General features: G+C 39.4%; 9 protein-coding genes. 3 read left to right on the top strand and 6 right to left on the bottom strand.

Features of this window, described 5'->3' with window-relative positions:
• Positions 1–357 precede the first annotated feature (357 nt).
• Positions 358–1,194 (bottom strand): M57 family metalloprotease, encoded by an 837-nt coding sequence (locus QZ738_RS17965; RefSeq protein WP_293789153.1) that lies wholly within the window; start codon positions 1,192–1,194, stop codon positions 358–360.
• A 122-nt stretch (positions 1,195–1,316) separates the two neighbouring features.
• Between QZ738_RS17965 and QZ738_RS17970 the strand changes: the two genes are divergently transcribed.
• Both QZ738_RS17970 and QZ738_RS17975 read left to right on the top strand, forming a co-directional pair.
• Entirely contained in the window at positions 1,317–4,139 is a 2,823-nt protein-coding gene (locus QZ738_RS17970) for a S8 family serine peptidase (protein ID WP_293789154.1), read from the top strand.
• A 109-nt stretch (positions 4,140–4,248) separates the two neighbouring features.
• The gene (locus tag QZ738_RS17975) at positions 4,249–6,072 is read left to right on the top strand and encodes an NPCBM/NEW2 domain-containing protein (protein WP_293789156.1); all 1,824 of its coding nucleotides are present in this window, start codon (positions 4,249–4,251) and stop codon (positions 6,070–6,072) included.
• Positions 6,073–6,208: 136 nt separating this feature from the next.
• On the opposite strand, the gene QZ738_RS17980 is transcribed toward QZ738_RS17975, so the two are convergent.
• Positions 6,209–6,811: an outer membrane beta-barrel protein gene (locus QZ738_RS17980; RefSeq protein ID WP_293789158.1), complete on the bottom strand. Its 603-nt coding sequence runs from the start codon at positions 6,809–6,811 to the stop codon at positions 6,209–6,211.
• A 317-nt stretch (positions 6,812–7,128) separates the two neighbouring features.
• Positions 7,129–7,686: an NADPH-dependent FMN reductase gene (locus QZ738_RS17985; protein ID WP_293789160.1), complete on the bottom strand. Its 558-nt coding sequence runs from the start codon at positions 7,684–7,686 to the stop codon at positions 7,129–7,131.
• 101 nt (positions 7,687–7,787) lie between these two features.
• On the opposite strand from QZ738_RS17985, the gene QZ738_RS17990 reads away from it, so the two are divergent.
• The gene (locus QZ738_RS17990) at positions 7,788–8,990 is read left to right on the top strand and encodes an MFS transporter (RefSeq protein WP_293789161.1); all 1,203 of its coding nucleotides are present in this window, start codon (positions 7,788–7,790) and stop codon (positions 8,988–8,990) included.
• 168 nt (positions 8,991–9,158) lie between these two features.
• Here QZ738_RS17990 and QZ738_RS17995 read toward each other — a convergent pair whose 3' ends face one another.
• The 3 genes from QZ738_RS17995 to QZ738_RS18005 form a co-directional block, all read right to left on the bottom strand.
• On the bottom strand, positions 9,159–9,788 hold the full coding sequence (locus tag QZ738_RS17995; RefSeq protein ID WP_293789163.1) for a hypothetical protein: 630 nt from the start codon (positions 9,786–9,788) through the stop codon (positions 9,159–9,161).
• A gap of 11 nt (positions 9,789–9,799) precedes the next feature.
• Positions 9,800–10,453, bottom strand: a complete 654-nt coding sequence (locus QZ738_RS18000) for an outer membrane beta-barrel protein (RefSeq protein ID WP_293789165.1) — start codon at positions 10,451–10,453, stop codon at positions 9,800–9,802.
• A gap of 146 nt (positions 10,454–10,599) precedes the next feature.
• Complete coding sequence (locus QZ738_RS18005) at positions 10,600–12,810, bottom strand: M60 family metallopeptidase (RefSeq protein WP_293789167.1); 2,211 nt, start codon at positions 12,808–12,810, stop codon at positions 10,600–10,602.
• Positions 12,811–12,920: the final 110 nt, after the last annotated feature.

Below are 12,920 nucleotides of genomic sequence, written 5' to 3' on the forward strand. Positions count from 1 at the left end.
TGTCCACTATCGCCATGGTTCGTGTCTTCACGAACCATTATTACTGCTACACAGCCAGGCGGCTTTTCTACCTCAAAAATGAAATGATGCCCTGGCCACCTAGCCCCCTAGCCGTTTCAGGCGGGCGGTTGAAGCGATACCCTGCAGCAACGAGGCAGCGAAGCGTATAAGCGTAAAACAGGAAGAAATTAACTGTTTTGCACTGGCTGCGCGATGCAACCCCAACATTACCAATACCTGACTTTTGGAGCGTCTGGTCCGTAAACTTCCGATCATCTTTAATTTTAAATGAAAAGAGCCTTCCGAATGATTAAATCGGAAGGCTTTTCATATCTAAAGTAATCCTTTTATTTGATCTTATTTGTAAAGGTAATTCACGGCAATGACATCATTTGAATTGAAGGTACGGTTGCCGCCGTTAGAGCAAGCTAACATAAATGATGCTGCATCAGGACTTGATGGAGTTCCAGGGATTCGGATTGCACCCACATTTGATGCACCTTCATTGCCTGCACCGCTCGAACCACAGCTGAAAGCACGGTTCATGTAATCAGTATGACGGAAACCAATGCAATGACCAACTTCGTGCTGGATCACTGATGCCAGATACAATAAATTAGGGTTAGAGCCATAGGCCGCCGAATTGGTATTCATTCTGATCTGGTTATAAGGCTGACCTGATGAAGTTGGGAAACCAGCAGAGCCCAAGGTAATAAAACCACCGCTCGGACCTTCGTTGAAACCTACAACGTCGATATTTCCGGTTGTGCCGGCATTTGCCCTTTGGAAAGTGATCCGTAAACCTAACGAGTTGTATCTCGAAATCATGGTGTTTACCGCATCGCTATATACCTGCGGCAAGTTGGTTACCGAGACTGTGATTACGCGTGGTAAAGATTTAACAATATTTGTGGTTCTGTATTGTTCGGTTTCGGCAATATTTAAATTTGCGCCGGTAGCAGGTTCAGCTAAATTATCGTCGGTTAAAAGGATATCTCCCTCTACCAGATAACCTTCATCTATTTTACGGATATTATCGGTACTGAAACCTAGTGCTTTGATCTGTGATAATTTGTTTGCTGAAATCTCAGTCTTGTTTTCTACTGCGTTTTCTGTATTATTACTTTTACAAGAATATAAGTTTGTAAGTAGAATGCAGGCTGTTGCAATCGATAAAAAATGGGTTGTTTTCATCTTAGTTAGAATAAAATTAGTTTAGGTTGAATAAGTTAGTTAATAATGTTTGTGGATTACCTTATAAATCCTAATTTAGTGAAGATATATGATGTAACCAAAATTTTATAATAAAATAATTATTGAAAGTCAGTACTGTATTTTTAGTTTTATGTTTTTGTCTGTTTGTTTTTAGTTTAAACGCACAGGTACAACCTGGTGGAATAGATAAAAAAAATGAAAAATATATTTCAAAAACGGGCAATATTTCAAATTTAAGCAGCGATCAGTCTGTTTTGGTCAGGTTCAACCATTCGCTAACAGCAGCCGAAATTCAATTGTTAAAACCTCAGAAAAGCCTCTCAGGGGATTATTACATTGTTCAAAAATCAAATGTTTCTAATTTTTCGAACAGTATCATTTATCAGGAAAAAGCTAACGGACTTTGGAAGCTTAGTGATAGGTTGATGAAAGTGCTGAGTAAAGGCAATAAAAAAAATGATTCGGTGCTGGTGAGACTGGCCTTCAAAAATATAAATGCGCTCCCAAAAGCTGTTGCAGGTTTAAATATTAAATCCACTGATCATATCAATCAAATTTGTACTGTTTACCTATCTCCAGGTGATTTTATGTGGCTGCTGGAACTTGATGATGTTTTATACGCAGATGTTTTGCCTGTGGCTAAAGAGGAGGTGGTGATCAACGGTCTCGATCTTAGCCTGAACCAGATCTCCAATGCCCGAAACCTTTATCCTGATATTGATGGTGGAGGCATCAATGTTTCTTTTAAAGAAGGAATGTATGATGCCGCCGATCTTGACTTGCTGGGAAAAACTGTTCCCGGCGCCACTATTGGTAAAACGCCAACTACTCATGCCACCATTATGGCGACCCTGGCTTTGGGAAAAGGAAATTCCTTTATCCGTGGCCTGGGTGCAGCACCAAAGGCCAGATTGGCTTATTCAGATTTTACTAACCTGATGCCCGACCTGGCTACCGATTTAAACAAGCTGCAGGTTAAGGTTCAAAATCACTCTTATGGTACCGATATCGATAACGATTATGGGATGGAGGCTGCGGCATACGATAAACAGATTTTTGAAACCGATACGCTGATCCACGTTTTTTCAGCCGGAAATAAAGGAACTGCTACGCCAACCGCAGGCTTTTATCAGAACATTACCGCCCGTGCCAATTTAACCGGCAATTTTAAGCAGGCCAAAAACCTATTGGTGATAGGGGGGATCAACAGAGAAAACATTGCTGAAAATTTGAGTAGCAAGGGACCTGCGTATGATGGACGCGTAAAACCTGAATTGGTTGCCTTGGGTGAAGACGGAACATCTGGCGCTGCAGCCATTACCAGTGGATCTATTGCTTTGGTAGAACAGTTTTATCAGCAGAAATACAAAAAACCGGCATCCGCTTCGCTCATCAGGGCCACCTTAATTAATGCTGCGGATGATTTGGGAACCCCACAGGTTGATTTTATATATGGTTATGGAAAACTAAATGTGGCCCAATCATTAAAAACGTTAGATGAAAACAGGGCATCACTATACGAAGTGGCTAAAAATCAGGATATGCTCATTCCATTGACTATTCCGGCTAATGTGGCGGAAGTGAAAGTAACCATCGCCTGGAATGATCCTCCTGCTATTGTAAATGCCGCGCAAAGCCTGGTAAACGGATTAGACTTAAGCCTCGAAACGCCTGCGGGGAATTTAATGCTGCCCTGGGTATTAAGCAGTTTTCCCCATTTAGATTCACTTTCAAAACCAGCGGTTCGCAAGGCAGATCTGCTCAATAATGTGCAGCAGGTTACGCTCGATCAGCCATCTGCCGGTGCTTATACTGTTCACGTTAGAGGGAACCGGATTAATAGCGGCAATACGCAACCTTTTGCATTGGCTTATCGTTACACATTTAAAAACACTTTTTCCTTTGTTAGCCCTGTAAAAAACGAATACTTTTTTGCCAATGAAGATAATTATATCCGGTGGGAAAATACTTACACGGGAAAAACAGGAAACCTGTCGGTTAGTTACGATGAAGGTAGTACCTGGAAATCTATTGCCGCCGGTGTTGATTTAAGTAAAGGCGTTTACCATTGGGTTCCACCAGATCTGTTTGTTAAGGCCATAATAAAAATGGAAGTGGGAGACAATGTCATACTGAGTCAGTCGTTTGTTATTTCCCGCCCGAGGGTGTTGAACGTTGGTTATGCCTGCAAAGATGGCCTGGTACTCAGCTGGAATCCACAACCTGGGGCAAAAGATTATACATTGTATAATATCAAAGATGATATCCTTTCGCCGGTTTTAACGCTTGCTGATACCATCGTTAAGCTTGATGCCAGCAAGATCAATAGCAACTATTTTGCTGTAGCCGCAAATGGCGCAGGTTTTACCGGATTAAAAAGTTATACGATCGATTATACACAACAAGGCATTGCCTGTTATATCAAAAACTTATCGGCATCTGTAAACGAAGATCAGATCAGGCTTGATCTGAATATCGGAACGACCCTTGATTTAAAGAACATTATCTGGGAAAAACAGACCGGACCAAATACTTTTAGCGTTTTGCAGCAAACCAAACCCATTTCAAATCAGCTGGATTATACGGTTTTTGATGATAAGCCAAAAACCGGCATTCAATTTTACCGGGTTACGTTCGAAACGGCCGGCGGTCGGGTACAGAGCGATCTGGTATCGGTAGTGTACCTGAAGGAGAATGAATTTTCGTTTTTTCCTAATCCTGTAACTGATTATCTTACAATTCTGAGCGGTTCATTTGAAGATTACAGCTTGTCCATCTTCAATATGCTGGGACAGAAAGTTTTCGAAGAAAAAGCCACCAGTTCGAATAAATTTGCGCTTAATGCTTTATCAACAGGGGTGTATGTGGGAGTGATCAATAAAAATGGCCAGCAACTGAAAAAAATTAAGCTGATTAAGAAGTAATTAATGATAAAACTTGTTCTCTGTAGACAGTAGTCATCCGGATTTGAAAAATCAGGAACCGACACGCTAAGCTATCATCCTAGGTAAATTAAAATCTAAGTCAAAATGAATGCTGATATTTTTTACTACATTGGCCATAGCTAAATTAACATTCTTAATGCGTATCCAAATTAAATTCCTGATCACAGTAGTTGTTTTCTACTTTTTTGCCATCAATGGTTATTCACAGCCAGCTCAAATTACGAACAGTATCATATCGGCTTCAGAAAATACGGTTAAAGCCTATCATAAGAACACGCCGAAGACCAATAATGTGGTTAAGGTGGTGTATTTTTATGGAAAAGACCAAAAGTTGTCTGCCGATTTGCAAGAGCGCTTAAACCGCGTATTGACCGCTGTGAGTGATTTTTACAGAGACGAGTTCCAGCGATACGGGATTAAATGCGATGGCGTAAATTTTGATAAATCCGGCAACAGGTATCTGATCACTCCAGTTGAAGGAGATTTGGATTCAAAAAGCTATAATGTCAACTCCGCTAATCAGCTGCAAGCGGAAATCTCAAATAAAGCAGGTGGAAAAATTGATTTTTACAAAGATCATGTGCTGATCATAACCGGGTTATATTATAGGAAAGATAGTATAACCTATGTTTTTGATTCTCCGTATATGGGAATCGGTTCATCAGTTAACGGAGTAAGTTTTGCCGCCGATTGCCCGTTGCTTGATCCAAAGTTACTTACGGATAAGGCCGATCGGATTAAGTATGCCGAACCGGGCAGGACCGACAGGGAATGTAGTGTAGCAGAGTTTAACAGCTGGTACATTGGTGGTATTGCGCACGAAATGGGACATATGTTCGGCCTGCATCACGATTTTGGTAACCCTTCCGAATTAAAGCCGTCATCAATATCCTTAATGGGGGAGTATGGAAGCCGTCATTTTAAGGGCAGCGTTTGGGGCGATACCCAAACTTCTTTTATTTCAGCAGCAGGATTATTGCAGCTGCTCAGCCACCCCGTATTTACCGGATATGCAAAATACAATAAGACAGATACGCAACTAGCATTAAATAACATTGCTTGCAGCGATACTGGTAATGGCATCCTGTTGAAAGCTGACATTGTCGGTAAATTAGCCCCTTACGCGCTTTCAGTCCTGATTAGTCCCTTAAATCAAACAGAATATTTCAATGAAAGCACGGTTTACTCCATTAACAGTACCGGATCGATCGCTGTGCCTTTAAAAAAATGGAAAGAAGGAAATTACCGGATGTATTTACTTTTTATGCTTCCTAATGGGATGGTGTATCCTTTTTACAAAATTTTTGCAGTTGGACCTACCCATGCACAGGTCTTAGAAATTCCAACAGGAAAGGCAGTAGACCTTAAAGAACTTCATACTCGCTTATCGGTAATGGAGAAGAGTGAGGAGGTAAAGAAAAAGCTTAGCATTCTGGAGGGTGTGATGAATCCCATCGCACCCGCCGATCCTGCGACTTATAGCGGTGACAGCCTTTACCTTTCCGACGCAAAATGGGAAGTGGCCAAGGTTGGTTGGGAAAAACCTGCCCGCAATTATTTTACCACGGAGTCAGAAGATGTTTTTTTTCTTGCTAATATGGAGGAGCTTTATGAAAAAGGATTATTTGCGCATTCGCCTTCAGTTTATTCATTCCTGTTAAATAAGAAATGGAAACGGTTTTCTGCTATTATTGGTTTGAGGGATTATGCTCACCAGCAGGGGTCGGCGAAATTTACCCTCATCGGCGATGGTAAAGTGCTTTATCAGTCGCCGGCACTTAGAGTAGGACAGCGAAGCAGGGTAGACATCAGTATCGGGAATGTAAATAAAATCGAGCTTCGGGCTGAAGGAACAGAAGGGCACAACTATAATTCGTGGGCGATCTGGCTTAATCCATTGCTTAGCCGTTAAAGTTTTTAGCTACTGGCCTGCCTACCGTAACGCATCTTTACACCAAATGGTCTGCAAAACAAAAAGCGTCCCGATTTAACATCGTGACGCTCTTTGAAAAAAGTCATTTATTAATTGTCTCCTTAGGGAGAATTAATTAAAAGTAGAATTGTACACCTAATCTTGGTGAAAAAGTATCAGCGTTTAAGCCAAATGTATTGGTTTTAACTTTAGCACCGGTTCCTTCAGCTTTAACAGTATAATTGTCGTAGCTTAAACCTCTAACTGAAAGTTCAATACCGATCTTTTTGGTTGGAAAGAAAGCAAAACCTGGGGCAAGTTCTACGCCGATATTGGTAGTAGTACCTAATTTTACTGCGTTATCGCCGTTAGCATCAGTTGCTTTTAACTCACCGAAAGCCAAAGGCACTGATAATTGACCGAAGAATTTAAACTGATCTGATAAACCAACATAGTAACGGCCAAAAGGGGCAACTTTAAAAGCGCCGGTCTGTGTTCTGTTGCTTACTTTTTTATCGTATTCGTAACCTACACCTGTACCAATTGCAAAGTTGTTGCCAACAAAATAGCCAACACTAGGTACTACGCTGAAGTTGAAATCGGCTTTTGGAGCGCCATCTACTTTTGTAGAGTTTACACCTACGTTACCACCTAACATAAAATTTCCTTTTTCAGTTTGTGCTTGTGCACCATAAACTAAACCAGCTACTGCTACTAAAGATAATAATAATTTTTTCATCTTTTTTATTATTTATTTGTGATTAAAATATAGTCAATTTTACTATTTTAATTTCTGACTATATTTGCTTAAAAGTCAACACTTGTGCCAAAAAGCTTGCTTAAAGTCATCAAAAATTCAGTTTTTGATTAACTTATTAGCTTACAAACAGATGTAAATTCAGTGTTAATTCAATATTATTTTCGTGTGACGAAAAATCAATCGATTGATTAATTTTTTAGGTATGACAAATTGACAATCTGACTTTTTTTGTAGAAATGTCAGATTGTTGTGTAGCAAAAATGGCAGGTTTCAGAAAAGGGTTTACCCGGAGTGGCTTAAACTTTACAGGCTGAAATGAGGTTGTCTATTTTCTTTTGAATAATGGAAATCGTTTTTTCGTCATTCAGATTTCCGTCGCTATCGAATTTATTCTGGGCCTGTGCAATCAAAACTTCTGGTTGTAAAACCGGATTCATATTAAGGAAAGTAAAAACAGGCGAAAATGCATGCTGCATTCTAACCGTTCCCCACATGCCCTGCGTTGCGCCCATAATAGCAACCGGTTTGTGCATCAATGGCGAATCTTTCCCTCGGCTGGCCCAGTCAATTACATTTTTTAGTCCACCGGGAATAGAATAATTATATTCGGGAGAGGCAATGATAAAAGCATCTGCAGTAGCCAAGGCATCCCTGAATTTCACCACACTTGCTGGTCGTTCCTCCACATTTGGTATATCGTGATCTTCATTGTAAACAGGAAGGTCATCAAAACCAACGATTTCGAATTCGATATCTTTCGGGATCAAGCTTCCTGCAACTTTAAGTAACATCGCATTAAAAGAGCCTTTCCTTAAGCTTCCACATAAGCCAACAATTTTTCTGTTTTTTTCCATGTTTATAAAACCAGCACTTTATCAAAATGTTTGCTTTTACGAGGCAAAACAGGAACTGTTAAAAAATATAATCGCTAATTTTGACAGATAAGCTAGCCGTTATGACTGAAAATACATCTACCGCCTCCATTATTGAAAAAACCGTTTTCCCGATACTTTTTGCACTGAGTTTTTCGCATTTGTTAAATGATACCATACAGTCATTAATCCCTGCTATTTATCCCATTATTAAAAACAGCTATCATTTAAGTTTTTCGCAGATCGGGCTCATCACCTTGACCTTTCAATTGGCCGCATCACTATTACAACCATTTGTGGGCTTGTACACTGATAAAAAACCTCAGCCCTATTCTTTGGCAATAGGTATGGGCTTTACCCTCCTTGGTTTAGTTTCACTTTCGCTATCCAGTCATTTCTACACCATATTAATTTCGGTATCGTTTATCGGGATCGGTTCATCGGTCTTTCACCCTGAAGCCTCCAGGATGGCACATGCCGCATCAGGGGGGAAGAGGGGACTGGCGCAATCCGTTTTTCAGCTGGGTGGTAACGCAGGTAGTGCTTTGGGTCCGCTATTGGCAGCCTGGATTATTGTTCCCTATGGACAGATCAGCGTCATCTGGTTTTCGGTTATTGCGCTTCTGGCAATTGTGATTTTAACTTATGTTGGCAATTGGTACAAGGGATTTATGCTTTCAAGAAGCAAAAAGATCAATATTCAAACGGTTGTGAATCAGTTTTCAAGAGGAGAGGTGGTCTTTTCCGTGTGTATTTTACTCTTGTTAATTTTCTCGAAATATTTCTACATGGCGAGTCTAACGAACTATTTTACCTTTTATCTGATCGATAAATTTAAAGTTTCAGTACAAACCTCGCAGCTTTATTTGTTTGTATTCCTGTTTTCGGTAGCTGCCGGAACGTTATTGGGAGGACCGATAGGCGATAAGATCGGGCGAAAATATGTTATCTGGGTATCTATATTGGGTACCGCGCCATTTGCTTTATTGCTTCCGCATGCCAGTTTATTCTGGATCGGTGTCCTTATCGTTCCCATCGGGATGATTTTAGCTTCGGCTTTTTCAGCTATATTGGTTTATGCACAGGAATTAATCCCCGGGAAGGTAGGTTTGGTTGCAGGATTGTTTTTTGGCTTTGCCTTTGGCATGGGTGGCATCGGATCAGCCTTATTGGGCAAACTGGCAGATTCTACCAGTATCGAATATGTATTTAATGTTTGTGCGTTTCTGCCTTTAATCGGTTTATTAACGGGCTTTTTGCCTAATATAGAAACGAAGAAAAGATAAAATAATATGATGACAGGAAGTTTTAACGATCGGAGTACCGCAAAAGATCGTTATTCCCAACCCGATCCGATAGTTATCGAATAGGAATGTTTTGATTATCAGTGTTAAAAAAAACACCGACCTTATGATTAGATCGGTGTTTGGTGATAATAATGAATAGTTTGTATTTTACTTTAAATTTGCATTCAGGATAAAGTAATAAAGTTCAGTAGGAGAGAAATTGACATCGCCGCCTATCTTACCTGTAATTGATTTGAGCTTCCCATTTTCTTCTGGAAAGATGCTTCTGTAGTATTCAATCTGAGCACCGCCAATTGATTTGATTTTCCCGTTTTCTTCGGGGAAAATACTTCTGTAATATTCGATCGTAACATGACCAATTGATTTTATTTTTCCATCTTCTTCAGGGAAGATGCTTCTATAATATTCGATAGGCGTATCTCCGATTGATTTGACTTTCCCATTTTCTTCTGGAAAGATGCTTCTGAAATATTCAATTTTTTGATCACCCACAGATTTAATTTTACCATTTTCCTCGGGAAAAATACTCTTGTAGTATTCAAATTTTTTATCTCCAATAGATTTAATCTTACCGTTTTCTTCGGGAAAGATGCTTTTGTAGTATTCAAAATTGGTGTTGCCAATTGATTTGATCTTTCCGTTTTCTTCGGGGAAAATGCTTCTGTAATATTTTATTTCTGTATTTGCTTCGGTTTGTGCTTTTACATTAAATGGATAAGTTAAAAGCAGGGCTAAGCTTAAAACAATTAATTTTAGCCAGGTAAATCTATTTTTCATTTTATTGCAGGTTAAAAATGGTAATTGAAGGTAAACGTTGGTGTAAAATTTTGTAGGGCGAGCCTCAAATTATTGGTTTTATCGTAGTTGTAAAGCGATTCTTCAGCGTAATAATTTTGATGGAAGAAAGAGACAACAGGTACGGAAAACTCCAGGGCCGCATGTTTCGATATAAAATAACTAAAGCCAGGGCTGATGCTTGCGCCCCATCCTTTTATTTTGGCATCGGTACGGATCAGGTAACCTTCATCATCAATGCGGTTGAAGGTATTGATCTGTAAAAGCAGGTTGGCCTGCATGAAAAACTTAAAACGATCTTTAACATCGATGTATTTGCGTAAGAAAGGAGAAATGCCAAAACTAAATTCCTTTACCCCACGCTGTTCTTCGTAATAACCGTATTCATCATTCCATGCGATATAACTTTCGCCCCTGAGCTTCGAAAGATTTAAGGGGAGTTCTAAACCAAGGGCAAAATTATTGGCTAAAAAATAACCTCCTCTTGGCGTTAAGGTAAAAGTGTTTAAGCTGGGAGATGAACTGTTTTGTCTGGAGGTTCCAAAACTCAGGCTTCCGCCAATAAAGCCGGAGCCTTTTTCGGTTTGGGCATAGCTGCGCCAGCTAACGGCACATAGCAGTGCCATAATGATTAATTTAGGTTTCATTTTATTTGTGTTTTTGTGTGTAATCAATAATAATCATTATTGAAAAAAAAAGCAAGAAAAATGAACTGCTGGGTTAGTTGATTTTTTAAACGGAAAATCCCACAGTAATCGCTTCTGTGGGATTTGATATTTTGGCGATGATCAAACTAGTGCGGCAGGTATATAGCAAACTCTTGAGGGATCCATGTTTCATACTTTTTCGTCGCTGTTTTTGCTTTTTCACTTACCGGTATTTTCCATATTTCGAAAAACGAAGATAGATTGGCATTGGTCGTTTTACAGATGGTAGTATACCAGAGATCAATCCGTTGTTGGTTACTCAGCGAATGGCCGTAGTATTTTCTGGGATCCATTTCGCGGTATATTTTATTGGCTTTGATGATAGACTCCCATCCGAAATGTTCAATAATCTGGATATACATGCACAAAGCGGTGAAGGGTTCCTTTCCCCATTTTTCAAAGGTAGGCTGGTTTTGGAGATAGCTATTAATTTTCTGCTTTACTTTATCCTTGCTCTCCATACCCTCGTGATTATAGAGACCCTTTTTTAGTACTTTATCATATACATACATGGTATAAAGGTTGGTGGTTACTTCACCAACTTCATCCATATCAAGCCCCCAAAATTGATGGCGATGGCCGAGCTCGTGGAAATGGCCCCAGCTTCCTTTTTCTTTCAGCATTTTATCATTAAGCATTAATCCACAACTTTCATCGTTGGGGACCACAATTTTATCCCAAACCGTAAACATATAACCATAGGCAACCTGATTATCAACGACAATCCTTTCAGGATGTGTTCTGGTACGATTAATGATAGCTAAATCGGCATCTGCATCCATTATCTGGTCCCATAACTTTAGTAAGTAATCAGGATTTTCCAAATTTTTAATGCGATAGGTGGGTACCGTGAGTATAATTTTATCTGTCGCTAGTTCTGTCCATGGCGCAGGATTATTTTTGATGTTTGCCCACTCGGTCAATTTATTTTTTTCCAGTTTGTAATAAGGCGCTTTTACCACACCATTGGCGGTAATACTGATTGATTTAAGCGTAGAACTGTCTGGAATTCTAATGTATAACAATCCGCCATATGGTGAAAAAATGGTTGTGGTATCTTTTTCCAGTTCAAATGATCTGGTGAGGTCAAAACCCGATCTTTCCAGCTGATCCAGATGTCTTAAATCATCATTATGGATACCGATCTGTGCCTTTAAATATTGGCTTTTATATTTTGGGTCGATCACGATGTTTACTTTTTCGCCGGCCGGAACATAAACGCCTGTACTGTGTAACCTGAAATAATTTGGATAAGGATCAGCTAAGCCTTGCGAACCTACCTGTACGGCTATATCAATCAATTCTGTGCCTCGCCTGGCATTTTTGGGTACTTCTCCTGGAAACGACTTACTTTCCGGATAAATAAAATCGCTTGAATTTTCTTTATTGTGAGATTTTTCGAAGAGATATTTTGAAAATTGATAACCTGCTTTTTTGGCTGCTGTTGAAATATCCAGTGGTTTTTTCAATGTTGGTATCGGAAGGGAATCGCTTATTGAAAGTACCGATTTTATTTTCTTAATCATCCTGCTCGTATCTGGATTGTTTGAAAAAGCCAGGTCGAGTGTAGGCTCTATTCCATAAGCATACTCGGTGGGGCTGGTCGCTTGAGGAGAAGATTTTCCAAGCTCACTCAAAATATTCTTCAATAGCAGGTAAAAAGGTTCTTTTGTTAGCGTCAAACTATCTTTGGCTTGCTCAGTCATTAATAGGGTATAGGAATTAAATATTCCGGCCTTACTTAATAAAGCATTAATTTTTATCAGATCATTTAAATATGATTTATTGGGATCTCTGTTTTTGAAAATATTTGGATATGGTGAGCCATAAACCAAACTTCCTCCATCAGCTATGTATTTTTCAATGACTTTAAGCGCTGCTGTATCCTTCACATCGTTTGTTAAAAAGTAAATGTCTGTATGGGGCTGTAATTTATTGCTATCGGCTATATAAACTTTAGCTTTGTTTGCCTTTAATGCATTGATCAATGCTGCATCAGCTGTTTTGGTAACAGCTACTTTAAGTTTGTTGGCATGAGTCCGTGCGTTTTGGATAATATTCTTTAATAATTTTTGGACATTTTGATCGCTCAATAATTTACTCTCGAAATATTCGGATGAACCTATGGCAAAAATCTGTCCCTTTCCGAGAGCACCTGTCATGATTATCGTAGCCGAAACTTCTACTTGAGCAGCCAGGTTATGCGTAGCTATGATATGAGGTTCTTCATTAGTGCTAAAGAACACTGAAACGAATTTACCCGTATCAGGCATGGGTAAGGTATTAATGCCTTTCAAAATCGCGGATTTTTGAAATTTTTGAGCAAAACTTTGAGTAGCAAAAGATACCAAAATAAGAAGCAGAGTAGTTTTTAGATTCATTTTCAGATATTTATATCCGCAATTTT

Source organism: uncultured Pedobacter sp. (assembly GCF_913776295.1).
Taxonomy (GTDB): Bacteria; Bacteroidota; Bacteroidia; order Sphingobacteriales; family Sphingobacteriaceae; genus Pedobacter.

Coding starts and splice junctions, on each gene's coding strand:
- QZ738_RS17965 (WP_293789153.1), bottom strand. CDS start 1,194: ATGAAAACAACCCATTTTTTATCGATTGCAACAGCCTGCATTCTACTT.
- QZ738_RS17975 (WP_293789156.1), top strand. CDS start 4,249: ATGCTGATATTTTTTACTACATTGGCCATAGCTAAATTAACATTCTTA.
- QZ738_RS18000 (WP_293789165.1), bottom strand. CDS start 10,453: ATGAAACCTAAATTAATCATTATGGCACTGCTATGTGCCGTTAGCTGG.
- QZ738_RS17980 (WP_293789158.1), bottom strand. CDS start 6,811: ATGAAAAAATTATTATTATCTTTAGTAGCAGTAGCTGGTTTAGTTTAT.
- QZ738_RS17995 (WP_293789163.1), bottom strand. CDS start 9,788: ATGAAAAATAGATTTACCTGGCTAAAATTAATTGTTTTAAGCTTAGCC.
- QZ738_RS17985 (WP_293789160.1), bottom strand. CDS start 7,686: ATGGAAAAAAACAGAAAAATTGTTGGCTTATGTGGAAGCTTAAGGAAA.
- QZ738_RS17990 (WP_293789161.1), top strand. CDS start 7,788: ATGACTGAAAATACATCTACCGCCTCCATTATTGAAAAAACCGTTTTC.